Annotated in this window: 20 protein-coding genes and 1 tRNA gene; 14 read left to right on the top strand and 7 right to left on the bottom strand. The window is 66.8% G+C overall.

All coding sequences use genetic code 11. The features are described 5' to 3' along the window. Positions 1 to 86 precede the first annotated feature (86 nt). Complete coding sequence (locus W5W_RS0110390) at positions 87 to 737, bottom strand: GNAT family N-acetyltransferase (RefSeq protein ID WP_017195344.1); 651 nt, start codon at positions 735 to 737, stop codon at positions 87 to 89. Positions 738 to 986: 249 nt separating this feature from the next. Here W5W_RS0110390 and W5W_RS0110385 point away from each other — a divergent pair, with 249 nt between their 5' ends. Next, positions 987 to 2,465, top strand: coding sequence for a dihydrolipoyl dehydrogenase family protein (locus W5W_RS0110385; RefSeq protein WP_017195343.1), 1,479 nt, complete (start codon positions 987 to 989; stop codon positions 2,463 to 2,465). 160 nt (positions 2,466 to 2,625) lie between these two features. Continuing rightward, positions 2,626 to 3,084, top strand: a complete 459-nt coding sequence (locus W5W_RS0110380) for a tRNA (cytidine(34)-2'-O)-methyltransferase (RefSeq protein WP_008730327.1) — start codon at positions 2,626 to 2,628, stop codon at positions 3,082 to 3,084. A gap of 99 nt (positions 3,085 to 3,183) precedes the next feature. Here W5W_RS0110380 and W5W_RS0110375 read toward each other — a convergent pair whose 3' ends face one another. Both W5W_RS0110375 and W5W_RS0110370 read right to left on the bottom strand, forming a co-directional pair. Further along, a complete protein-coding gene (locus tag W5W_RS0110375; protein ID WP_017195342.1) occupies positions 3,184 to 3,951 on the bottom strand; it encodes an SDR family oxidoreductase in 768 nt (255 codons plus the stop codon). Beyond that, the gene (locus W5W_RS0110370) at positions 3,948 to 4,523 is read right to left on the bottom strand and encodes a YbhB/YbcL family Raf kinase inhibitor-like protein (RefSeq protein WP_008730290.1); all 576 of its coding nucleotides are present in this window, start codon (positions 4,521 to 4,523) and stop codon (positions 3,948 to 3,950) included. The genes W5W_RS0110375 and W5W_RS0110370 overlap by 4 nt, the downstream gene beginning before the upstream one ends. Positions 4,524 to 4,731: 208 nt before the next feature. On the opposite strand from W5W_RS0110370, the gene W5W_RS0110365 reads away from it, so the two are divergent. From W5W_RS0110365 to W5W_RS0110350, 4 genes are all read left to right on the top strand, one after another. Continuing rightward, entirely contained in the window at positions 4,732 to 5,544 is an 813-nt protein-coding gene (locus W5W_RS0110365) for a hypothetical protein (RefSeq protein ID WP_238533327.1), read from the top strand. Further along, the gene (locus tag W5W_RS0110360) at positions 5,541 to 7,202 is read left to right on the top strand and encodes a DNA polymerase Y family protein (RefSeq protein ID WP_017195340.1); all 1,662 of its coding nucleotides are present in this window, start codon (positions 5,541 to 5,543) and stop codon (positions 7,200 to 7,202) included. The genes W5W_RS0110365 and W5W_RS0110360 overlap by 4 nt, the downstream gene beginning before the upstream one ends. Before the next feature lie 134 nt (positions 7,203 to 7,336). Beyond that, on the top strand, positions 7,337 to 8,038 hold the full coding sequence (locus W5W_RS0110355; RefSeq protein ID WP_017195339.1) for a SatD family protein: 702 nt from the start codon (positions 7,337 to 7,339) through the stop codon (positions 8,036 to 8,038). Beyond that, on the top strand, positions 8,035 to 8,721 hold the full coding sequence (locus tag W5W_RS0110350; RefSeq protein ID WP_008730363.1) for a hypothetical protein: 687 nt from the start codon (positions 8,035 to 8,037) through the stop codon (positions 8,719 to 8,721). The genes W5W_RS0110355 and W5W_RS0110350 overlap by 4 nt, the downstream gene beginning before the upstream one ends. Before the next feature lie 134 nt (positions 8,722 to 8,855). Here W5W_RS0110350 and W5W_RS0110345 read toward each other — a convergent pair whose 3' ends face one another. Continuing rightward, complete coding sequence (locus W5W_RS0110345) at positions 8,856 to 10,334, bottom strand: amino acid permease (protein ID WP_008730340.1); 1,479 nt, start codon at positions 10,332 to 10,334, stop codon at positions 8,856 to 8,858. A 242-nt stretch (positions 10,335 to 10,576) separates the two neighbouring features. On the opposite strand from W5W_RS0110345, the gene W5W_RS0110340 reads away from it, so the two are divergent. After that, positions 10,577 to 14,041, top strand: a complete 3,465-nt coding sequence (locus W5W_RS0110340; RefSeq protein ID WP_008730384.1) for an error-prone DNA polymerase — start codon at positions 10,577 to 10,579, stop codon at positions 14,039 to 14,041. A 21-nt stretch (positions 14,042 to 14,062) separates the two neighbouring features. On the opposite strand, the gene W5W_RS0110335 is transcribed toward W5W_RS0110340, so the two are convergent. Continuing rightward, positions 14,063 to 15,595 (bottom strand): AI-2E family transporter, encoded by a 1,533-nt coding sequence (locus W5W_RS0110335; RefSeq protein ID WP_008730321.1) that lies wholly within the window; start codon positions 15,593 to 15,595, stop codon positions 14,063 to 14,065. A 3-nt stretch (positions 15,596 to 15,598) separates the two neighbouring features. Beyond that, complete coding sequence (locus W5W_RS0110330; protein ID WP_238533326.1) at positions 15,599 to 16,294, bottom strand: HAD hydrolase-like protein; 696 nt, start codon at positions 16,292 to 16,294, stop codon at positions 15,599 to 15,601. A gap of 77 nt (positions 16,295 to 16,371) precedes the next feature. Between W5W_RS0110330 and W5W_RS0110325 the strand changes: the two genes are divergently transcribed. Both W5W_RS0110325 and W5W_RS0110320 read left to right on the top strand, forming a co-directional pair. Next, a complete protein-coding gene (locus W5W_RS0110325) occupies positions 16,372 to 17,232 on the top strand; it encodes a D-hexose-6-phosphate mutarotase (RefSeq protein ID WP_017195337.1) in 861 nt (286 codons plus the stop codon). Between the two features lie 101 nt (positions 17,233 to 17,333). Beyond that, a tRNA-Leu gene (locus tag W5W_RS0110320) sits at positions 17,334 to 17,424 on the top strand. A 63-nt stretch (positions 17,425 to 17,487) separates the two neighbouring features. On the opposite strand, the gene W5W_RS14930 is transcribed toward W5W_RS0110320, so the two are convergent. Further along, the gene (locus W5W_RS14930; protein ID WP_161603444.1) at positions 17,488 to 18,429 is read right to left on the bottom strand and encodes a hypothetical protein; all 942 of its coding nucleotides are present in this window, start codon (positions 18,427 to 18,429) and stop codon (positions 17,488 to 17,490) included. 568 nt (positions 18,430 to 18,997) lie between these two features. Between W5W_RS14930 and W5W_RS0110310 the strand changes: the two genes are divergently transcribed. From W5W_RS0110310 to W5W_RS0110290, 5 genes are all read left to right on the top strand, one after another. Next, positions 18,998 to 20,185 carry a bifunctional GNAT family N-acetyltransferase/nucleoside triphosphate pyrophosphohydrolase family protein gene (locus W5W_RS0110310; protein ID WP_017195335.1) on the top strand — a complete coding sequence of 396 codons (1,188 nt, stop codon included), beginning with the start codon at positions 18,998 to 19,000 and terminating at the stop codon, positions 20,183 to 20,185. Positions 20,186 to 20,275: 90 nt separating this feature from the next. Further along, positions 20,276 to 21,850: an MFS transporter gene (locus tag W5W_RS0110305; protein WP_008730362.1), complete on the top strand. Its 1,575-nt coding sequence runs from the start codon at positions 20,276 to 20,278 to the stop codon at positions 21,848 to 21,850. 4 nt (positions 21,851 to 21,854) lie between these two features. Next, complete coding sequence (locus W5W_RS0110300) at positions 21,855 to 22,391, top strand: TetR/AcrR family transcriptional regulator (protein WP_008730380.1); 537 nt, start codon at positions 21,855 to 21,857, stop codon at positions 22,389 to 22,391. Between the two features lie 201 nt (positions 22,392 to 22,592). Then, a complete protein-coding gene (locus W5W_RS0110295; protein WP_029574251.1) occupies positions 22,593 to 23,687 on the top strand; it encodes an FAD-dependent oxidoreductase in 1,095 nt (364 codons plus the stop codon). A 39-nt stretch (positions 23,688 to 23,726) separates the two neighbouring features. Next, positions 23,727 to 24,041, top strand: a complete 315-nt coding sequence (locus tag W5W_RS0110290) for a hypothetical protein (RefSeq protein ID WP_008730293.1) — start codon at positions 23,727 to 23,729, stop codon at positions 24,039 to 24,041. Positions 24,042 to 24,180 lie beyond the last annotated feature (139 nt).

Genomic DNA, 24,180 nt, shown 5'->3' with positions numbered 1-24,180 from the left:
GATTCCAGGACCGGTGGCGCGCGAATGAGTGGTGCGCGCCACCATCAGCCTATGAGAGGCTGCGCCCTAACGGGTCGTCAGTTCGCTCAGTGGACGGCCAAGCGCCGGTTGACCTTTTCCTTCAGGAGATCCTTGACCCGGGGCCAGTCGCCCGCGGTGACGCAGAACATGGCCGTGTCCCGGGTGCGGCCCTCCTCGCCCGGTGCCAGCGAAGGCTGCCAGGCGTGCAGGACGCCCTCGAAGCGGGCGCCCGTGCCGGCGATGGCGCGCCGGGCCACCTCGTTGCGGGCGTCGGTCTTGATGTCCAGGCGCACCACGCCCCAGTCTTCGAAGGCCTGCGTCATGAGCAGCAGCTTGGCTGCGGGATTGATCGCGGTGCCGCGGACCGCGGGGGACAGCCACGAGGATCCGATCTCGACGGCGTAGAGGCGCCCATCCGGCATCCACCGCGGCGTCAGGTATGCGGTGTGCCCGACGGCGCGGCCGGTGGCAGCCTCGATCTGCGCGAAGGGCGCGTACGAGCCGGAGTTGCGGCGCCTGAGCGATCCCATCACGTAGGCCTCGACCGCATCGGGGGCGGGCACGGACGCGAAAGGGGTTGTCCCCGCATCGGCGGCCGCCTCGCGCAATGCGGGCACGTGCTCGAGCGCGAGCGGCTCGAGCCGCACGACATCGCCCACCAGGGGGCCCGAGGAGAGGGATGGTGTGGAGCCGGGAGTCACTGCTGCAGGTGCCATGGGGCGATCCTCTCACCCGTGTCCCGCCATCGCGCCGTTGCTGGTACCTAGGGCACCGGCGCCGATGCTCCAGACGACGACGTCGGCCATGCGACGGAGCGGCGATAAATACCTTCGTTCGTTGAAGCAAAAACAAATAAGTAGAGGGAATAGAAGTGGGTCATGCTCGGTTGTCATGGCGACTGAGATGGCCGCCACGAGAGGCGGCCGGCACGTCACCGCCAGCCATAACACTGAGGAGAACCACCCATGTCCCAGCACGCCACGACTCATGCCGCCGACTCCGCCGAGCCCGCGGGGGGCGCCGTCGCCCCGGCGCAGGAGGTCCCGGTCGAGGACGTCGACCTGCTCGTCGTCGGAGGCGGCAAGGCGGGCAAGTCCCTGGCCATGCTGCGCGCCAAGGCCGGCGACGCAGTCGTCATGGTGGAGAAGGACAAGGTCGGCGGGACCTGCATCAACGTCGCCTGCATCCCCACCAAGACACTCATCTCCTCGGCCCGTGTCCTGCACGACGTCCAGGGCTCGCGCGCCCACGGCGTCACCCTGCCCGAGCAGGACGGCGGCGCCCCCGCCCTGGAGCGGGCGCGCATCGACCTGGCCGCCCTGCGTGCGCGCAAGGAGGGCGTCGTCGGCGCCATGGTGGCCGCCCACGAGAAGATGTTCCCCGCCTCCGGAATGGACTTCGTCAAGGGCACCGCCCGCTTCGTCGCCGAGCGCACCGTGGAGATCGCACTGAACGATGGCACCACCCGGCGCGTGCGCGGGGCCAAGGTGCTCATCAACACCGGCACCGCGCCGTCGGCCCCCGCGATCGAGGGACTGGCCGAGGCGCCCCACTGGACCAGTGAGGACCTGCTGGCCCTTCCCGAGCTGCCCACGAGCCTGGTGGTGCTGGGCGGCGGGGTCATCGGCGTGGAGATGGCCTCCCTCATGGGACTGCTCGGCGTTCCGGTCACCATCGTCCACGCCGGGGAGCACATCCTGGACCGCGAGGACGCCGACGTCGCCGCCGAGGTCGCCTCCGGCCTGGAGGCCTTGGGCGTCACGATCCTCACCGGTGCCCGCGCCTCGCGCGTCAGCCCCGCCCCGGGCGGCGGCGTCGTGGTGAGCACCCAGGACGGGCGCGAGGTGAGCGGGTCCCACTTGCTCGTAGCACTCGGGCGCACCCCGATGACCGCTGGACTGGGTCTGGAGACCGCCGGGGTGGAACTGACCGAGCGCGGCTTCGTCAAGGTGGACGACCACCTGCGCACCACGGCCGAGGGCGTCTACGCCGCTGGGGACGTGGCCGGGACGCCCCAGTTCACCCACGCCTCCTGGAATGACTTCCGCGTCCTGCGCGACCTGTTCGCGGGCAAGGAGGCCTCCACCGCCGGGCGCCTCATCCCCTGGGCCGTCTTCACCACCCCCGAGCTCGGGCACGTCGGGCTCACCGAGGCCGAGGCCCGCGCCGCCGGGCACGAGGTGCGCGTGGCCAAGACCCCCACCGCTGCGGTGCCGCGCGCCAAGACCCTGGGGTGCACCGAGGGCTTCTACAAGATCGTGATCGATGCCGAGTCCGAGCTCATCCTGGGCGCCGCCATTATCGGCCCCGAGGCCAGCGAGGTGATCACCGGCGTGCAGATGGCGATGCTGGGCGGCCTGACATGGCAGCAGGTGCGCGACGCCGTCATCACCCATCCCACCATGGGCGAGGGCCTCAACATCGTCCTGGACTCCCTGGGCTGAGAGGCCTTAGCGGGGGGTGGGACTCCTGCCTCCGCGCTTCGGGCGGTCCGGGGTCCACCCCCCCCGGCCGCCCGATGAGCCCGGGGCGGCTCCGGCCCGCACGGCCGGCGCCGCCCGCCGGGGCACCCGTGTTGAGGGGGGGCGGTGGCAGGATGTGCCCGTGCTGCACGTCATCTTCTTCGAGCCCCGCATCCCGGGGAACACCGGCGCCGCGATCCGCCTGAGCGCCAACACCGGCTCCATGCTCCACCTCGTGGATCCCCTGTTCGACATGGAGGACTCCAAGCTGCGCCGTGCCGGCCTGGACTACCACGACCTGGCCAACACGCGCGTGCATGCCGCTTGGGAAGATTGTCTGACGCACATCCCGGGAAGGATCTTCGCCTTCACCGCTCAGGCGTCCCGTCTCTACACCGACGTCGACTGGCGGGACGACGACGCCCTCCTGTTCGGTCCCGAACCCTCTGGTCTGCCCGAGGAGATCATGGCTCACTGCCGAGTCGCTGATCGGATCCGCATTCCCATGGTCGAGGGCAACCGTTCCCTGAACCTGGCCAATTCCGCAGCTGTCGGCCTGTATGAGGCCTGGCGTGCCCTCGGATTCCCCGGCGCTCGCTGACGGAGGCCGAAGAAGCCGAGGGGCACGCCAGAAGGGGCCTGATAGCCGGGATTCTTTGAAAGCCCTGGAAGCCCTGGGAGTGCTGGGAGCGCTAGGATTTCAGAGCATATCCGCGGGTCTGATTGATAGGTCTTCGACCACCGCATCGGTGGGCATGTCCACCGCCAACCGGACTGTGGCCGCGACCGATGTCGTCGTCATGTGATCCGCGGCCCGATACCGACGGGGCTTCGATCCTTCGGCGCGCAGGCGACGGGACTTGTTCTGTTGGATGCGCCTCTGCATGGGAGTGTCCACTCTCCCGGGATAGATGGTCGTCACCCGAACTCGACTGCGCTCTTCCTCGCGCAGGGAGTCCGCCAGCGCTTTGAGTCCGGCCTTCGCCGAGCAGTACAGAGCCTGCTCCGGCCAGGCCCGCAGTCCTGCACCGGAGTTGATCATGATGACGAGCCCACGGGTTTCGCGCAGCGCGGGTAGCAGCAGGCCGGTCAGATGGGCGACAGCGACCAGATCCAGGTCCAGCACGCTGCGCCAGCGCGCGGGGGACAGCTCTTCCACAGGGCCGGCAGCCTCAACGCCTGCGGAGTTGACCAGGACGTCGAGCTGGGTGAGACCGAGCTCGTCGATGGCGACGGCCAGTGCCTCGTCATCGGTGAGGTCTACGGCGCAGGTGCTCACCCGCGCGCCGGTCTCCTCGCCCAGGACCGCGGCGAGTTCGTCCAGGTCCGCGGCTGTGCGCGCCAGCAGGACAAGATCGTGATCGGCGGCGAGATCATGCGCTACGGCTAGGCCGATGCCCGAGGTGGCCCCGGTGACCAGTGCCAGCGGGCGGAGCTGGTGCCGGCCGGACTCGTTGCGGGCGCTCACCGCATCTCCTGCAGGAAGGGGGATGCGCCGGGAGCGCCTGGACGCGAGTAGACCGCGGTGAGGGTGGCGCGGGCGATGTTGTGCGCCGCGCAGTGAAAGGCAACCGCTGCCGGGGTGGCCTCATCGTCCAGGTCCAGAGTGTCCACGTCCAGTGCGTGCACTGCGAAGACGTAGCGGTGGTCGCCGTCGCCCTCGGGCGGATAGGGGCCGAACCAGGCGTGCGATCCCGAGTCGTTGGCGGCATGGAAGGCGGCGCCGTCGAGCCGGAGGTCGGACTCTCCCGCCCCTCGGGGCAGAGAAGTGGTCGTGACGTCGAGGTCCTGCACCATCCAGTGCCACCACCCTGATGGCGTCGGGGCATCGGGATCGAAGCAGGATACGACGAAGGAGCGCGTCTCCTGCGGAAATCCTGACCAGTGCAACTCAGGGGAGAGGTTCTCACCCAGCGCGGTGAAACGGTCCGCAATGCGCTCGCCCTCGACGATGTCCCCGGACTCCAGGGTGAAAGCGGGCAGAGGCGGCAGCAGATCGTAGGGGAAAGGCGGGCGTGGGCGAGTCAGATCAGCGGTCATGGAAGGCCTCCGGTTCTACATCAAGGCGATGACGGGATACGGATACTGCCACTGTAACCGCCCCGCCTGGCAGGAACCCGAGAGCATCGAGAGCATTCGGTAGGGGTGCGCATTCGAATGCTCTGCGTGTCAGTGAGTGGCGCTATGCTGCATCCATAGATCGAACACGTGTTCGATAGTGAATCGAGCGGAATCCGAGGGGGCGGCCATGCTGACATCGGCCACTGAGCGACTTGCTGCGGCTCGTACCGCTTTAAGGCGCGCCGAGCAGCGCACAGGACTGGCGAATCGAGTCTCCCGCGATATTCGGCACTCCGAGCCTCACGCGTCGGCGGTCAACTGGAGAGGGGAGGCGCACTCGGACCCCTGGCTCGGTCTGAATGCGGACTCGGTGGGTGCGGTCGCCGTCATCGGCTCGACGAGTATCCTCCTGGCCGCAGCCGCCCGCCGGCAAGGTCCCCATGGCTGGTGCGCCGTGCTGGGCGCTGATGGCATTGGCTGGTGCGCCGCATCGGAGAGCGGGCTTGCGCTCGATCGCGTTCTGGCTGTTCGGACCGCAGGTCTCGACTCCCGCACGCTGCTCTCCATCGCCGGCACTCTTCTCGACGGCGTTGACGTCCTCCTTCTCTCCCCGCAGTGCGCCACCGCCCTGCGGGTGCGGGAGCACCGCTCTCTGAGCGCCCGCTCCCGCGAGCGCGGTGCCCTCCTCCTCAGCCCAGTTCCCTGGGAGGGGGCGCGGACCTTGGCCGCTGCACCGCAGAGCGTGCCACCGGACGAGGGCGGGGCGGTCCTCGCCCTGCACTCTGTGCACCCTCATTCGCGTACCGCTGTTTCGATCCTCTCCGAGCCGAGTCCCCGGGAGATGCCTGAGGGCTACCTGTGCCGGCTGCGGTGGTCGCTGCGAAACTCCGCCGGACCGGGCGCCTCTCAGGTCCTCCTCGACTCCATGGGGATACGGGCGCGGAGTGGGGGCGCGGAGCCCCGCTCCGACGCCGTCGCCATGTCCGGGCGGAGCGCATGACTCCCTCGACTCCACGCCTTGTCGCCGTTTGGGTCCCCGACTGGCCGCTCGTCGCCCTCGCCTTCGAGGCGTACGAGTGTCGTCGTCTGGGCGTCCCGTGGGAGATCGCACCCGATCCGGCCCTGAGCCCTGTTGCGATCATCGGCGGACGCGGCGTGGTCGCGGCCGCCTCCGCTCCCGCGCGCGCTTCAGGCGTCGCCACTGGCATGAGCGGTCGAGTCGCCCGTGCTCTGTGTCCCGCCCTCGCGACGATTCCGTCCAGGCCGGATCGTGAGGTGCGCGGTTTCGAGGCCGTGATGGAGGCCCTGGGCACTCTCCTGGCCGACCCGTTCGTCGCCAGGCCGGGTTTGGCGCTGTCCATCGCCCACGGTCCCGCCGCCTGGGCCGGCGGGGAGGGGGAGCTCGCCGCCGCTCTCGTTGGGGCCGTGGCCGAGGCCACGGGCGCGGAGTGTCAGGTCGGCATTGCCGACTCGATGCTCGGGGCTGTCCTCGCAGCGCGCAAGGGGGTCATTGTTCCTCCCGGGGAGACCTTCGAATTCCTGTCCTCCTGGCCGTTGGAGGTCATCCTGGCTGCTGTGCCCACGCCTCGATTGCGTCAGGAGGCGCGTAGAGTACTGGAGACCTGTGTGCGCCTGGGGCTGTACAGCCTCGGAGATTTGGCGGCTCTTCCGGCTCGTGATGTTGTTGCGCGCTTCGGTTCGACAGGGGCGCTGTTGCACGAGCTCGCATCCGGCGCATCCCCGCAAGTATTGCGCATGAAACGGCCGAAGATCGATCTCGCTGTGGAAAAGTCTCTGGATCCTCCTGTGTCGCGGACGGATGCCGCCGCCTTCGCGGCGCGTGCGGCGGCGGAGGAGCTCTCGGCCCGGCTCATGGCGTGCGGCCTGGCTGCGGGACGCCTGCTCGTGGAGGCTCGCTGCGAGGACGGCGCCCGCCTTGCCCGATCCTGGCTGCTTCAGGGTGTCCCCACACCTGCTGAGCTCACCGATCGCGTGCGTTGGCAGATGGAGGGATGGCTGTCGGGGCACTCGGGATGTCCGCCCGCCGCTCCACTGGCGCATGTGCGTTTGAGCGCCCTCGAACTGACCTCCGCGGGTTCGGTCCAGGCCGGCCTGTGGGCAGCCTCCGGAGAGGAAAGCGAACGACGCGCTCATAGAGCGGCTGAGCGCGTCGAGTCGCTCCTTGGAAGCGGCTCGGTCCAGATGCCCCTTCTCGGAGACGGCCGGGATCCGCGCTCACGTGCGCGACTGGTTCCCTGGTGGGAGCCGCTGGAAGGGACGGCCGGGACTGCCGGCGCCGGTGCTCCATGGACGGGGGCACTACCTGCTCCCTCTCCTTCGGTCGTGCTGGTGCGTCCCGCGCCCGCTGTGCTGGTGGACGCCGAGGGCGGAGACGTCGTTGTAGACCGACAGGGGCAACTCGATGGCGTACCCGTGTGGCTGGAGGTCGAGCGGCTGCGAGATGAGACCTGGAGCAGCGGCGGGAGGGAGGGGAGGAGACGGGTCATGTCCTGGGCGGGTCCCTGGCCCGTGGATGAGGGCTGGTGGCGCCCTGAGGGGGCGTCGCGCAGGGCTTACCTTCAGGTGCTTGCAGATTCCGGGCCGCCGCTGCTTCTCGTGCGTGCGGGACGCTGGTGGCTCGACGCCGTCTATGACTAGAAAGGGGCATGGGTTCAAGAATCCGGCGCTTCGAACTTGTATTCGTCGAAGAACAAGCGGATCGCTCAAGATCGACACAACGATACTTCAGCTAAACACTTGTATTCTTCTGAATATCAAGAATATCCTTGAGTGTGCTCATCCAGTACGCCATCATCGCTGACATTGTGGGCTCTCGTGCTCTATCCGATCGTGCTCGGGCCCAACAGACCTTCATCGACGTCCTCACTCGCGCCGGTGAGGGGCTTGGTCTGCCCCGAAGCCCGTACGCGACCGTCGGCGATGAGTTTCAGGCGGTCGCCGGCAGTCTCTGCTCGGCCCTCACACTCACGCTGCGCACTCAGCTCCTCCTTCCCGACCCCCTGTCCCTGCGCTTCGGCGTGGGGGCGGGGGAGATCCGCGAGGTGGGCACGGTGGCCGGCGCCTCTGTCCAGGACGGCTCCGCCTGGTGGTTGGCGCGGGAGGCTATTGACGCCGCGCACGCCGCCCAGGATGCGGGACTCGACTTCGTTCGCACCCGGGTGCGCCTGAATGAGACTGCGGCCGACGCTCAGGCGCAGCATGCGGATCGACACGTCCAGCAGGGGTGCGACCAGGTCACCAATGCGATGCTTGTGCTCAGGGACCAGACCGTTCAACGGATGCGTGAACGGCCGCGCCGACTGATGGGGCATCTGCTCATGGGGGCCACCCAGGTCGAGGCGGCCGTTGCGGAAGGGGTTACTCAATCAGCCGTTTCGGCGTTGGTGCGGGGAACGGGCGCGGGGCTGCTCGAGGCGCAGGCCCTGCTCGTCGCGATGGCGGACGACAGACGGAGGAAGGAGGGCTTCCGGTGATCTCCGTGCTGCTCCTCCTGCTCGGCGTCACGGCCGTGCTCAGCCCCTCTGCAATCGGCATCCCAGCCGGCCGGCGAGATGTCAGGGTGCGTCTGGTGATCGCGCAGATCATTTCCCTGGTACTCGGAGCTTTACTCGGCGTTCTCGTTCTCGACCTTCCCTGGTGGCAGACCGCCCTGGCGGTACTGCCGGCCGGTCTGTGGGCCGCCGCGACGCAGCTGAGCGCTCCTCGCGCAACCCTTGGGCGCTGGGGCGCGGCGATCGCCGTTGTCGCTGTGTGCACGGCACTGCATGATGAGCCTCAAGCCGCAGCGCATCGTGCCGCCGAGTTGTGCCGGGGTGTGGGCTGCCTCCTTCTGCTGACGACACCGGCCAACCATGTCATCACCGACTTACTGGATGTCGCCCGCGGGCGGATACGGACAAACAGAGCTTCGGGGGCCGACAGCGAGACGCACCTGCGCGGTGGTCGTTGGATCGGTCCTCTGGAGCGGCTCCTTCTGCTTCTGTTCGCCTCCACGGGTATGCACGCCGCCATTGCCGCAGTGGTCGCCGCCAAGGGGGTTATTCGCTTCCCCGAGATCAGCAAGGATGAGGGTGGTGACAAGGCCGAGGAGTTCCTGATCGGCTCTCTCGCCTCATGGACCCTCGCGGCTCTGGTCGCTGTGCTCCTATCCCGCTGATCCTGCTGAGGTCCCGTGATCCTGCTGAGGTCCCGTGATCCTGCTGAGGTCCCGTGATCCTGCTGAGGTCCCGCCGGTGGTCACGTGATGGTCGTGTGGCCGCCGCTGCGAGCCTCGTTCTCCTCCGGCACCCCTCAGTTCCGTCCGAGCTCAGCTGCCGCCGGGTCCACCTTCGGGGCCCGCGTCACCAGCTTGTGGCCCCACCACAGGGCGAAGAAGACCGGGACACCCGCGTAGGACATGAGAATATCGCCCAGCGGCTCCCCAGAGGTGGCCGGCTCGTAAGCCTGTCCCACGATGATCGCGGCACAGGCGACTAGGGCGACAACCGCTCCGGCAGGGAAGAAGCGTGCACGGTAGGGCAATTCCTCCAGTCCTCGCCCCTGCGCCCGCATGGCCATGCGGAACTTCCAGTGGCACCAGGAGATCCCCGCCCAGGTGATGAACCCCGCCAGGGCCGAAACCGTCAACAGCAGCTCGTAGGCGCGCCCGTCGCCCACCAGGGAGGTCAGGAAGCCGGCCAGCCCTACGAGCGTGGTGGCCATCAGAGCGTTGAGCGGCACCTGGTGGCGGCTCAACCGCGTGAGGAAGTGCGGGGCGTGACCGCGCTCGGCCAGGGCGAAGAGCATGCGGGTGGAGGAGTACAGGCCGGATGTCCCCGCCGAGAGCACCGAGGTGAGAATGACGGCGTTCATGAGGCTGGCCGCCCCCAGTACACCGGCACGATCGAAGATCAGCGTGAAGGGACTGATCGAGACGTTCTCCTCCGAGGTGTTGAGCAGGTTGGGGTCGGTGTAGGGGATGAGGAAGCCGATGACGGCGATCGCCCCGATGTAGAACAACAGGATTCGCCAGAAGATCGTGCGGATCGCCCGGGGAATTGTCGTCTCGGGGTGCTCGGCCTCGCCGGCGGCGGTGCCGATGAGCTCGGTGCCCTGGAAGGAGTAGCCGGCTACCAGGAGCACCAGCAGGATCCCCTTGCCGCCGTGCACGAAGGGGGCCTCATCGACCGTCCAGTTGCTGGTGCCCGGAGACTCGCCCAGGATTCCAACGATCATGACCACACCGAGTATGAGGAAGACGACCACGGCCATGACCTTGATGGCCGCGAACCAGAACTCGCTCTCACCGTAGGCCCGCGTGGACAGGGCGTTGATGCCGAACAAGATGAGCAGGAACAGGCCGGACCACACGATCGAGGGCACGTCCGGCAGCCAGTACTTCATCACCAGTGCGGCCGCCACCAGCTCGGCCGCCACTGTGATCGCCCAGTTGAACCAGTAGTTCCAGCCGATGGCGAACCCGAAGGACGGCGAGACGAAGCGCGTGCCGTACTCGCCGAAAGACCCGGCCACCGGCAGGTAGGCTGCCATCTCGCCCAGCGACTGCATAATGAGCCACACCATGAGGCCGATGACCGCGTAAGCCACTAGAGCGCCGCCGGGACCGGCCTGGGAGATTGTTGCGCCCGAGGCCACGAAGAGGCCGGTGCCGATCGCCCCGCCGATGGAGATCATCGTCAGATGGCGACTGCGCAATGAGCGGCGCAGGCCCTCGTCGGAGGCGGGGCCCTGAGCCATGAGCTGGTCCGTCTGATCGTTGGATGTGGTCATGATGCGTCCCGGGATCGAGGTCGAGGGCCGGTCGTGCGATCACGACTCGTGCCCGAAGCGGCCTCACCTTAGTCGTGATCGGCGACGGAACGATACGGAGGTCCAAGCGGTGAGCGATGCCTGTGAGCGGGGTAAGGGGCCCCAAAGGCTCGAAGGCTTAGCAAGGTCATTGCTTATCGCAAAGCGAGCAGAGTGGGGATGGGTGACGGGGCGGGCGTTGAACATACCTGTAGTGTGTACATATGTTCGACAATGCGAGGCGTGGCGAGACGACCCGAAGCCTGACGGGCTCTGCTCATCGCTACGCCGAGCTTCACGCTCATTCCGCCTATTCCTTCCTCGATGGCGCCAACGAGCCGGAGGACCTTGTCGCCGCCGCCGTCGAGCTGGGTCTGGAGGCACTCGCCCTGACCGATCACAACGGCCTGCCCGGTATCGTCAAGCACGCCGAAGCCGGACGCGCGTACGGCCTGCCCACCATCCATGGCACCGAGCTCACTGTGGACGACGGTGCCCGCCTGCCCATCCTGGCTCGCGATCCGCTCGGCTACCGCCGCCTGAGCGCTGCCGTCTCGCAGCACAACCTCAGCGCCGGCCATCGTGCCGAGCCTGCGCACCGGCTCCCCGAGCTGGCTGCCGCACTGCGCGGTGCTGATGGTGCGAGTACTGGCTGTTCCTGCTTGGTCCTGACCGGGACGATCAACGGGCCCCTGCGGCGGGCTCTCGGCGACCCGCGTCGCCCGGCCACCTGGAACCACCGTGCTGCCGAGGCCGTTCTAGGCGAACTCGTCGATCTTGTCGGTCACGATTCTCTCGCCGTCGAGCTCACTGTGGACGGCGGTCCCACAGATGCAGCCATCACCGATACCCTCAGCGCTCTGGCAGCCGCTCACCGGCTCCCGCTGCTCGCCACCGGTGCGGTCCGCTGCGCGCGTCCTGCCGACTCCCATCTGGCCGATGTCCTGACCGCCACTCGGCTGCGCACCGACCTGGAGGGCGCCCGCGGCCATCTGCCCGCCCTCGGGCACTGGCTGCGCAGTCCCGCGGACATGGCTCGCCTTCACCGGCGCGCACCGCACGCCGTCGACGCCACGGCCGAGATCGCGCAGGACCTCGCCTTCGACCTGTCGTTGGTCGTCCCGGACCTGCCCGCCCCCGAGGTGCCTTCCGGGCACACTCCCGCCACCTGGCTTCGAGAGCTCACGCATCGTGGGGCACTGGAGCGCTACGGCTCGCCCGAGGAGGACAGGGAGGCTTGGAAGATCCTCGCCCACGAACTCGAGGTCATCGAGACTCTCGGGTTCCCCGGCTACTTTCTCATCGTCCGCTCCATCGTCGACTTCTGCGAGACCTCGGGAATCCTGTGCCAGGGGCGGGGGAGCGCCGCCAATTCGGCCGTCTGCTATGCACTGGGAATCACCGCCGTCGACGCCGTGCGCCACAAGATGCTCTTCGAGCGCTTCTTATCCCCGGATCGAGCCGGCTACCCCGATATCGACCTCGACATCGAGGCCTGCCGTCGAGAGGAGGTCATCCAGCACGTCTACACCCGCTACGGCCGCGAGTGCGCCGCCCAGGTCGCCAATGTCATCTCCTATCGTCCCCGCTCCGCGATTCGTGACGCCGCCCGGGCCTTCGGTCATCCTCCCGGCCTGCAAGACGCATGGGCCGGCCAGATGGATCGCTGGGGGAGCGTTCGCACCGATGGCGCGAGCTCCGCGGCGGCCGACCGCTCGCCCCATCCCATGACCGAGGGGCCGCCGGAGCCGGTCATCGACATTGCCGAGCGCCTGCTGAAGCTGCCGCGTCATCTCGGCATCCACTCCGGCGGCATGGTTCTGGCCGACCGCCCCGTCACTGAGGTCTGCCCGGTGCGATGGGCCGCCATGGAAGGGCGCACAGTTCTGCAATGGGATAAGGACGATTGCGCGAGCGCAGGTCTGGTCAAGTTCGACCTGCTGGGCCTGGGCGTGCTCACGGCACTGCGCTTGGCCTTCGCGGGACTCACCGAGCGCGGCGAGCGGGTGCCTGAGACGAACGTCTGCACTGACGGCGCCAACAGCAGTGATGCGGGTGTCCTGCGCCGCGCGCAGGTGGGCAGGGCCTGGGGATTGCACACGCTTCCCGAGGAGGATCCGGCGGTTTATCGGCTACTGAGCGCCGCGGATACAGTCGGCGTCTTCCAGGTCGAGTCCCGCGCTCAGATGGCCACCCTGCCGCGCCTGCGCCCGCAGGTCTTCTACGACATCGTTGTCGAGGTGGCTCTGATCCGTCCCGGCCCCATCCAGGGTGACGCCGTCAATCCCTATATCCGCCGCCGTTTGGGCCGGGAACAGGTGGACTATCTCCATGAATCCCTCAAACCCGCGCTGGCCAAGACCCTCGGGGTCCCCCTCTTCCAGGAGCAGCTCATGCAGATAGCCATTGACGCTGCCGGCTTCAGTCCTGCCGAGGCCGACGTGTTGCGCCAGGCCATGGGATCCAAACGCTCGGCGGAACGCATGGATGCCCTCCGCTCGCGCCTGGTGGAGGGGATGATCGCGAGGGGAATCGCCACCAGCACCGCCGAGGCTGTTTTCGACAAGCTGCGGGCCTTCGCCGACTTCGGCTTCCCCGAGTCCCATGCCTTCTCCTTCGCCTACTTGGTCTACGCCTCGGCCTGGCTCAAGACTCGGCGCCCCGAGGACTTCTATGCGGGACTGCTGGCGGCTCAGCCCATGGGATTCTGGTCCTCGCAATCTCTTGTCGCCGATGCTCAACGTCATGGTGTGCGCGTCCTGCCTGCCGATGTCAACGCATCGCAGGAGGAGGCCTGCGTCCGCACGCATAAGCAGGAGATCGAGCAGAGCCTTCGACAAGGACTCCGACTGGACTCAGGCTGGGAACCGCTGCGTCCATCGCCGAACGCGCTGAGCCCCTTGGACGTGCACCCCGATCTTGCGATTCGCCTCGGTGTGGCCCGCATCAAAGGCGTGGGTAAAGGGGTCGCCTCGGCCATAGTCTCCGAGCGGCTGGAGCGCGGGCCCTATACCGATGTCGCCGATCTCGCCCGACGCGTGCGCCTGAGCCGCCGGCATCTGGAGATCCTTGCCGCTTCCGGTGCTTTGGGGTCCCTGGGGGTGGACAGGCGACAGGCCCTGTGGTCCGCCGGGGCGCTTGCCGGAGAATCCGGAGAATCCAGAGGATACGGTCGAGTCGTCGATGAATCGGGAAAGATGGGAGAAACCGGCCACTGGTATCAGCCGCCCTTGCCCGGGACCGCCATTGGCGCTCGCGCTCCGCATCTGACCCCCATGACCGCCCGTGAGCGGCAGACAGCCGATCTGCGCCTGACGGGCACATCCGTGCAGGGCTGCCCGACCATCTTCGTACGTCCTGAGCTGGTGAGGGCAGGGATCCTGAGGATCGCCGATGTCGTTCGTCGTCCTGCGGGCGAGCGCGTGCGGGTTGCTGGAGTCGTCACCCATCGCCAACGGCCCTGCACGGCCGTCGGCACCATTTTCCTCAACATCGAGGATGAGACCGGTCTGCTCAACGTCGTCTGCTCGATGGGGATGTGGAAGCGCTATCGTCGTGTCGGCCGACGTGCGAGTGCACTGATCGTGCGCGGCCTGGTCGAGTCGGCCGACGGCGCCGTCTCCCTGATCGCGGATCAGCTCGAGGCTCTGGAGGGCATCAGCTCAGTGGGCAGCCGCGACTGGTGCTGATCGCCTTCGCTCTGAGGATGCTCAGGCGCTCTTGCCGCTGGAGTATGCGGGTAGCTCTCCTACCACTGGGGCGTCTTTGATGTGCAGTTCGGAGTAGACCGACCACAGCACGCTGATCAGCGGGACGGCGACGATGGCGCCCAGCAGCCCCGCGGAATAGGTGCCCACGGCCACGGCGATGATGACGACCACCGGGTGCAGGGAGACCTGACGCCCCATGATGAGCGGTTGCAGAATGTGTCCCTCGATCTGCCCGATCCCGGCGACGCCCAGACCCACCACGATCATCGTGATGAAGCCCTTTGAGGCCAAGGCCACCACCATTGCGATGATCATGGCGATCGGTGCGCCGATGATGGGGATGAAAGCACCGATGAATACCAGGACGGCCAACGGTGCTGCGAGGGGCACGCCCACGATCTGCAGGAAGATGCCCGCCATGACGGCATCGGTCAGCGCCACGATGACCGTGCCGCGCGCGTAGCCGGCGAAGGTGTACCAGCCCGCGCTGGCCGCACGATGCACGGACTCGCGCATGGCCGCCGGGAGCTCGTTGAGGAACCAGCGCCACATGCGTCCACCCGAGGCGAGGAAGAAGATCGTGGAGAAGATCGCCAGCGCCAGTACTGCGAAGACGTCGACAACAGTGCTCGCGTTCGAGAGCACTTCGGTGGCCAACGTCGGGGCATTGGACTGGACGTAGTCCTGCCCCTGCTCGACCAGGCGCTGAATCTGTCCCATGACCTCTGCCTCGGTCAGGTGCATGGGAAGGGGGCCGTATTCCAGGAAGTCCATGATCGTGTTCACACCGTCGGAGAACTGCGTCGCCAGGGTGCTCCATTGGCTGGTGACTGACGTGACCACGTAGAAGACGAGTCCGGCCACCGCGCCCACTGCGGTCAGCAGTCCTAGGAATGTTGCTGGGTAGCGCGGCATGACCCGGGCGAACAGATTGACCAGGGGCTGGAGGATCGAGGTGAAGACCAGGGCCATGAACACCCCGATGAACACCGGGATGATCCAGGAGGTGATGTAGAAGATCAGGGCGATGACGATGAAGAGGCCCAGCAGCAGCCAGGCTCCGATCCCTCCTCGCACCAGCCAGGAGGGCAGCGCGTCGAGGGGGGCGACGCGTGCGGTCGGGGCGGGGGAGGAGCCAGCGGAGGCAGAGGAGTCAGAGGAGTCAGGGGCATCAACGGGGGCCGCCTCCGAGGTCGGCGTCCTGATGCCTGCGTAACTCAGCTGCTCTGCTCGCGCGATCCGCCTGGCCGCCTCCGCGCGATCGATGGCCCGGGACAGGGCATTGCGGCCATCGCGCAGGCGGGCTCCGAGCCCTCGCAGGTGGGCCCGGTGAAGATTCGTCGTCCTGCCATTACTGCCTTTTCCCGAGTGCGACACCGACGAGGTGCCGGCGGCAGGTCGTCCACGGGCGCCGGCGGGGTCGGCTGCGTGCTCTGTTCTCAACGTGTCCAACGTATCCGCCGTGTCAGCCGTGCCCACCGGGTCGGCTCCATCCGGAGTCGGATTCTTATGCTCCGGATTCTCCTGCGTCATGTCTCAGATCTCCGTTCCCAGCAACGATGCCAGCTCAAGAACATCGGCGGCCAGCCATCGCGCGCCCATCAGCTCAGCCGCATCACCATAACCCCACAGCGCACCGATGCAGTCCACACCCGCCTGCCGGGCGCCGTCGACGTCGTAGCTGCGGTCTCCGACATGCACTACTCGCCTCGTATCCGCACCGGCCGTCGACAGCAGCGTCAGCGCGCGTGTGATGACCTCGGACTTCGCTCCGCCCTGGTCATCGTCCGTGGCTCCCGACACGGTGGCGAAGCACCGGCCAAGGCCGCTGTGCTCGATGATCTCCCGAGCCAGGGATTCCCGTTTGGAGGTCGCCACGGCCAGGGGCACTCCGGCGTCGTTCAGCGAGCGCACCAGCTCGGGCATTCCCTCGTAGGTCGGAGCCTGGTGCATGCGGGTGCGATAGTGCGACCGGTACGTTGCTACGGCGCGGGCGTTGGCATCACCGGTGAGCCCGGCATACCGGGCGAAGGTCTCCGCTAGCGGCGGCCCCACGAAGCGCATGAGGGTCGCATGATCGGGCACGGCGATTCCCAGCTCCTCGAAGGCCGCGCAGAAGGACGACAGGATGACGGGAGCCGAGTCTGTAATGGTGCCGTCCAAGTCCAGCAGTACGGCAGAGAACTCGCCCGCTGAGCCTCGTGTGGAACGGAAGGGTGGTCTTGTGCTCAAGACGCTCACTTTAGGCCGGAAAAGCCGGATAACCGGAAAAATCGGACAGGACCCGGCAAGCCTACTAGCGTGGCCCTATGAGTGCCGACGCCATCCTCCCTCGTCTTCCGCGTACTGCAGCCCTGAGCGCCGGCCGAGGGGGACAGCCCCGGCTGCTGGTGGACGCACCCGCGGCCAGCGCGGAGATCTACCTCTTCGGGGCGCACGTGACGGCGTGGACGCCGCAGGGCGGCAATCCGGTCCTGTTCACCTCCAAGCGGGCTCGTTTCGATGGCGAGACCGCTATCCGCGGTGGGGTCCCCCTGTGCCTGCCCTGGTTCAGCGTGGGGCCGCAGGGCACCTCCCGGCCCAAGCACGGCTGGGCGCGGATCATGAACTGGACACTGCGATCGGTCGAGGCCACGTCTGAGGGCGGGGTGCGTGCGCTGCTGAGCCTGGACCACGACGCCGTGTCGGCGCTCTACGACGTGACAGTGGGGAAGTCTTTGACTATGAGCCTGTCATTGCGGAATGCGGGGAACGGACCGCGCCTGGTCGAGGCCGCGCTGCACACCTATCTGTCTGTACATGACGTCACGGCTTGCGTCCTGACGGGGCTGGAAGGCGCTGAGTACAGCGAGGAGGGCGGCTGCGGACACGTGCAGTCCGGGCCGCTCCGGATCGCCGGAGCCGTCGACCGCATCTATCGTTCCGAGTCGCCGGTGCGCGTGACGGATCCCGGTCACGACCGGGCCATCACGGTGAGCGGAACGGGTTCTCCGACGACGATCGTGTGGAATCCCTGGTCGCAGGGAGCCTGTCGGATCACCGATCTTGCCGATGACGAGTTCGCTTCCTTCGTGTGCGTCGAGACCGCGGCGGCGCGCCAGGACGCGCCTGTCATCGAGCCCGGCTCGTCATGGGCGATGAGTGCCACCATCAGCACTGAATCCCTGTGACCGAGCGCACCAGAACCGGGGTTGGTCCGCTTCGTAGAAGGCATGCTAGATTTCTCTGCGTTGCTGCGGCAGGTGCGCCTTCCGATGGCGATGACAACAGTGTCCGAGTGGCGGAATAGGTAGACGCGCTAGCTTGAGGTGCTAGTGCCTTATTAAACGGGCGTGGGGGTTCAAGTCCCCCCTCGGACACCAGGCACGAGGGCCCCGGTCGGAGGATCGGGGCCCTCGTCATGTTCTCCTGCTTCTCCTGCCTACTTAAGGCATTCCAGCCGCGGTGAGCCGCTGCATGTCTCTGCTCCGCACCCAGCGCGCACCCCACCATGCGCCCAGCCCACCTGTCAGTGCGAAGGCCGCGAGGGGAATCACTACTGCCGCCGGCCCGATGCCCGATCCGCCGGCGATCAGCGATCTGTCATTCAGGACGATGGCGACGAGAACCTGAGAGATCAGCACCACTGCCGCAAGCAGGCCGTGCAGAAGAGCCAGGGCGTTCCAACGATCCTCACGCTTGCGAGCTTGGCACCACGCGGGCAGGGAGGGCACGTCGACGCGGTCCGGGCTGATGTCGATTGGCCGATGGTCTCCCGGCACCGTGCGTGGACGACTCAGGATCATCGAGTCGGAGCGCTTGAGGCGAATGCAGATGAACAGGCCGAGAACCCCGTAAGCGAGGAGCGGCAGAGGTGCGGGGGAGAACAGGCCCATGGACACCGGAAGCGCGAGGATGAGAGCGGCTAGGGCGAGGGCCAGGACCAGGATGACGGCGCGGCCCGCCGTGCCTCGTCTGGCTCGACGGACGGCTCTATTCACCTCTTCCTGGTCGGGCCACACCGGTCCGGGCAAGCCGGCACGAGTCAGGCCGGGCACGGCCCGGTCCCCTCCCGGATGAGTGATGAGGTCTCGCCTGCGCCCCAGCTCGACGTCGAGTGGCCGGGAGGATCCTGGCTCCTGGCGAGCGATTTCCATGAGTGTCCTGCGCAGGAGCTGCCATTGGTCTTCTGCCAGCCACTGGGGTGTGCGCATCAGCCAGGTGTGCCGTGCGATGACGATCCCCAGCACCGTCAGTCCTACTGTCGCCAACGACATGACGGTGATGAGCATCAATGCGATTGCGGTGTTCGCTCCCGGGGCGCCCAGCAGGTCCCGTGCTGCCCCGACGGTGAGTGCGCAGGCGCCGATGATGAAACAGATCAGCATGATCGTGAACACGAGGCGGATGAAGAACCTCGCTGGAGGCAGTGAGGTGATCGGCGAGGCGCCTCGAGAGGGTCGGAAGGACGCTAGCCTTCTCGTGACCTCCCGATTCACGGCGTCGGAAGTTCCGGCAGCCGGCAGTGGGACGGTCAGGCGCTCACGAACAAGTGGAAGTCCGCTCGGATCACCGCTCAATCCGGATTCATAGCGTCGGATGGTGCGTATGAATTTCGGCCCGCCCGCGTGCCCGTCGATATCCCTCCTCACAGTTCGGGCCTGAGCGACTCGTGCGGGAACATGCTGCTCGACGCACACCACTCCTGATTGCTGACGTACTCGAATGGACGGGTGCAGCCATCGGGGCATGGCGGGATACGCGGGGAGCCGCCCGCCCGTGGCATCAGAACTCTCGAGTCCGGTAGCAAGGGGCTTAGGGGAGCTCGGGTACGACATGGGCGGCTCCTTCACTGGTTCGCTGTCGAACGGAGCAGATCAATCGGTACTCCGTCATAGTAGGCGGGTCGTGCCGTCATCGGTCGTGAAACAGACGAGAAGGCTATGATCGCCGGGCATGAACCCCTTCGAGATTCGTGTGCCCGCCGTTGAACGAGATGGTGTTTCTCTGCCCGCGCTCCTGCTGTCCACGCCCACTGAGGCTGACATCGACCGAATCGCCGAGATCTGTCAGGCCCCGGATATCCAGGAATGGACTTCGATCTCCCGTGGCTACTCCCGTGCTGATGCCGAGAGTTTCGTGACTCGGATAGTCGTTGAGGGCTGGGAGAGCGACAACGTTCTCACATGGGCCGTACGCGAGGATCGGGAGGGTGACACCCCCCGCCTCGTCGGCATGATGAGTCTCACCGGGCAGATCGACGGCATCTGGGAGATCGGGTACTGGCTCGATTCTGAGGCGCGTGGACGGGGAACCGTCACTCGGGCCGCCCGCGCCCTTATCGAGACGGCTTTCGACCCCGGCGGCCCGTTGCGCGCCGTCACCCTGCGGTGGCGTTGCGAGATCCACGACGGCGTCCCGAACTGGGCGTCATGGCGGGTGGCCTGGGGACTGGGATTCCGGCGGGAGGGACGGGTGCGCTCATTCCTCGCCAACGACGGCACTCTCCATGACGGCTGGATCGGCACGCTCCTGCCCGATGATCCTCGCCGACCGCTGGCGCCCTGGGACGGTCCCGTCGCTGTCGGTGAGCAGGGGGCGGGCTCCTCCCACGCGCATGGCGCGGCCACGCCGCTCGTGGCCGCTGATGGTGTCGGTGAGCGTGAGGGAGATGACCCCGAGTCGCTCGTGCGCCGGTTCCATCATGTTTACGGCTTGCCGATCCGTACCGATGGTCCTTCTCTGGACCGCAAGAGTCTCCACATGCGCATGAGTCTGATCGCTGAAGAGTTCGCCGAACTGACTGGAGCCGTCTACGGTGCGGCTGCTCGCGGCACAGTGGAGGAGGCCTACAGTCGGGCCGTGGCCGCCGACGACGGTTCCCGAGACACTGTCGAGACCGCCGACGCATTGGCGGATCTCATCTACGTCGTCTACGGCATGGCCCTGGAGACGGGCATCGACCTGGCGGCCGTGCTGGCCGAGGTCCAGCGCTCCAACATGTCCAAGCTGGGCAGCGACGGGCGGCCGGTCTACCGCGAGGACGGCAAGGTCCTCAAAGGCCCCGGCTATTTCCCTCCTGATGTCGGCGGAGTGCTTGGAATCGATCCCGAGAGCGGTCCGGCTCCCTCGCAGGCTGACTGACCAGCCGAACGGCTTCGCTTCAGAACCGTCGAATCAGCGTGAGCGTCATCATTCTCTTAACTTTACTGTACGTACAGTAAAGTTAAGAGAATGATGACACCCAGCGCTCTCGGTACTCTCGATGCCGCATCGCCGCCCGCACCGCGCCCCCGTGATTGGGGCGCTCTAGCGGTCCTCACCCTGGCGGTGACTCTTCTCGGCGTCGACACCACGGTCCTATCGTTGGCCATTCCCTCATTGAGCACCCACTTGGCCCCCAGTGCCAGCCAACTGCTGTGGATCGGTGACATCTACTCCTTCACCCTGGCCGGTCTGCTCGTCACCATGGGCAACGTCGCCGACCGCATCGGTCGCCGCCGTCTTCTGCTCATCGGCACCGCCGGCTTCGGGATGTCCAGTGTGCTGGCGGCCTTCGCGCCCAGCGCTACCGCCCTCATCATCGCGCGTGCACTCTTGGGGCTCAGCGGAGCCACCATCATGCCTTCGACACTCTCTCTGGTCAGAAACATCTTCCCAGATGCCCGCCACCGCGATACCGCCATCGCGATCTGGTCCGCGGGCGCCTCCGGGGGCACGGCGCTGGGGCCGCTCGTCGGCGGCTTCCTCCTGGGGCATTTCTGGTGGGGGAGCGTCTTTCTCATCAATGTCCCCGTTATGATCCTGATCGTCGTCACCGGGGCATGGCTTCTGCCCGAGTCCCGCAACGACCGCGGCGCCCCTATCGACTTCCTGTCCGCAGTTCTGTCGGTGGGTGCCATCATCCCGCTCATCTATGCTGTGAAAACCTTCGCCCATGATGGGTTCACGGTTCTCGGCCTGGTGGGGCTGGCTGTCGGGCTCGCACTCGGATGGGTCTTCGTTCGTCGTCAGCGCGTTCTGTCAACACCGCTTATCGATGTCGGACTCTTCGCGCGTCCTGCATTCGCCTGGGCGGTACTGACCTCCGTCATGGCTATCTTCGCACTGGCCGGGCTGTGGTACTTCTTCAGCCAGTACCTCCAGCTCGTGCGCGAATACTCGGCTCTTCGGGCCGGCCTGGCAGAGCTGCCGAATCCTATAGCCGCAGTTGCCGTTGTTGTTCTCGTCGGACGGCTCGTATCCCGCTTCGGCCGAGGCAGAGCGTGTGCCGGCGGCCTGGTGGTCATGGCTCTCGGACTCCTGACTCTGGTGGCTGCGGGATTCTTCCCGGGATACCCACCACTCGCCATTGCGCTGATCCTGATCGGCGCGGGCATTGGTATAGCCAGCGCCGTTGCCACTGCCGCCGTTCTCGACGCCGTTCCCGCCGGCCGCGCCGGGGCGGCCTCGGCCATCTCCGAGACCGGCTTCGAACTCGGTGCGGCCTTGGGCATTGCAGTCCTCGGCTCGGTTCAAGACGTCGGTTACCGTGCGCATCTGGGAGGGCTCGATGACGATGCCGCTTCCGCCTTGCCCGGATCCGTGATCGAAGCCGCCCGCCAATCTCTGGCCACCTTGGCCGGCGTCGTCGATCGCGGGGATGCCGCGCAGGCCGCCTTCTACGGCCGGGCTCAGCAGGCATTCGCCCAGGCCATGCAGACCACGGCTGTCATCGCGGCGCTGATTCTTCTTCTCGCGGCCGTCATGGCCTGGCGACATGTGCCCGCCGGGGGCGAGGACTCGGCAGATCCGAACGAGGAGCGCTGATACTGTGCGTCCCTCCAACCGTGAGCGCATCGTTGCAGGGGCACTGGAGATAATCGCGCGCGAGGGAATCGACGCGCTGAATTTCGAAGCCCTGGCCGAGGAGGTCGGGCTGACCAGGGGCGGAATCGTCTACCACTTCCGTACGCGCGACGACCTCATGGCCGGCATCGCCTCCGACCTGCTGATGCGCTGGAAGAACGAGGCTCTGGCGGCCCTGGGCAGACCCGTCGAAGAGGCCACGCGTACTGAACGCATGATCGCTCTGACCACATCCGTCCTCGATGGCGCCCTTCTGCCGGGCGAGTTCGCATTCCTCATCTCGGGCCGCCCCGAAGCCGTCGGCCTGAACCGCGCGTGGGACGACTTCCTGCATGAATGGACCGGCGATCCTCTCACCCTCACTCATGCCCAGCGCGTCGGACTGCTCGCCATCAATGGGTGGTGGACTGAACTCGCCTTCGGGAAGAATCACGACGACGCGATGGACGCCGAGACGCGCGGATTCATCATCTCTCTCGTCTCTGGCGGGCGACTCGAGTAGGGAGGGGCGTGGTCTGCATGAAATGTTGGGGATCGTCGGGGAACCGTGAAAAAGAAAGGTGCGGGTTCGTGGCACGATGGTCCCATGACCGAGCCCGCCGGTGCCGTGACGGCCGCGCTGTCCAAGAGCGACAGCACTGACAGCACTGACAGCATCGATAGCACTGACAGCACTGACATCCCGCGAACCGGAAGGACGAATATGACGCGCGTGACCGTTATCGGAGGCGGATACGGCGGTATCGCCATCGCCAAGGCCCTCGACGATGTCGCAGAGGTGACCCTCGTCGAGCAGAAGGACACCTTCGTCAACCACACCGCCGCGCTGCGGGCCGCTGTCGATCGTGAGTGGGCTGAGAGGATCTTCTTGCCCTACGACAACCTCTTGGCCCGTGGGCGGGTTGTTCACGGCACCGCCCTGGGCGTCAGGGGCACCACCGTGTCGGTGGCCGGAATGGGGGATATCGAGGCGGACCACCTGGTCCTGGCCACCGGCACCGCCTATCCGTTCCCCGCTAAGCACCTGGAGTCCTCCTCGATCATCGCCAAGGCCCGCATCGAGCGCGCTCACACCAACCTCGAGCAGGCCGGGCGCGTCCTGATCGCCGGCGCCGGCGAAGTCGGCATCGAGCTGGCCGGGGAGATCACCTCGGCTTTTCCCGCAACGGAGGTTGTCATGCTCGAGGCCGGGCCGGACATCCTGCACAATCGCGACTACAAGCCGGAGCTGCGCGAGGCGATCCGCTTCCAGCTCGAGCAGCGCGATGTCGAGATCATCACCGAGGACCAGCTCGTCGCCCTGCCGCCGGTCGACCCCGGAGTCCTGTCCCCATTCCGCGTGACGACGAAGGGCGGCCGGCGGCTTGAGGCCGATATGTGGTTCCGCGCTTACGGCTCGGCGGCCGCCACCGGCTTCCTCGGCGAGAACTATGACGAGATTCGCCACTACGACGGGACCATCCGCGTTGACGACCACCTGCGCGTAGTCGATCACCCCGGGGTGTGGGCGATCGGCGACATCACCGACGTGCGCGAGACCAAACGGGCTGATGCCGCCCGGGCTCACGCGGAGGTCGTCGCCACCAATATCCGCTCACTCATCGAGGGGCGGGCCGCCACGGCCGTCTACACCCCCCAGCCCGAGCATGTCGTTCTGCCGTTGGGTCCCGACGGCGGTGCCTCCCAAGTACTGCGGGACGGTGTGCGTGTTGTCGTCGGCCCTGAGGAGACCGCTCGCATGAAGGGCGAGGATCTTCTCCTCGGCTACATCGCCAAGGCCCTGGGAGTGAAATCCTGATCGGTGCGCATTCGGTCCGCGAGCCGGTAGTCTGATTCCATGACGAACGACCCGCGGTCCGCGCTCAACCGACTCATTGCCGCCTTCGAGGCGCACCTGGACGCGGCCGCCACCGGTGATGAGGAGTCGCCGGCTGTGGTTGCCGCCGAGAACGCCCTCCAGGATGCTTTCTTCACTTATGACGACGCCCTGTTCACCGCCTACGGCATTGAGCTCCCTTTCGACATCGTCGATTCCGAAGGGGATGAGGATGATGATCTGGGTGACGATGAGGACGACTATGACGAGGATGACGAATACGACGATGAGGGCGAGTTCGACGATGACGAATACGAGGATGATTTCGAGGACTGAAGCCCACTTACTCCACGTACAAGTCGGAATGGGCTTCTGACGATATCCGACCGTCCGTTTTTATTACTGGCTGTCAACTCCGCGCGCAGTGTGCCCTTCATCTCAGGCGCTTATCTGGCCGAACCCTTTTATGTTACGG

It is taken from the genome of Actinomyces massiliensis 4401292 (assembly GCF_000269805.1).
Lineage (GTDB): Bacteria > Actinomycetota > Actinomycetes > Actinomycetales > Actinomycetaceae > Actinomyces > Actinomyces massiliensis.
The sequence above is the reverse complement of the archived record's forward strand: the minus strand, read 5'-3'. Positions and strand labels throughout refer to the sequence as shown.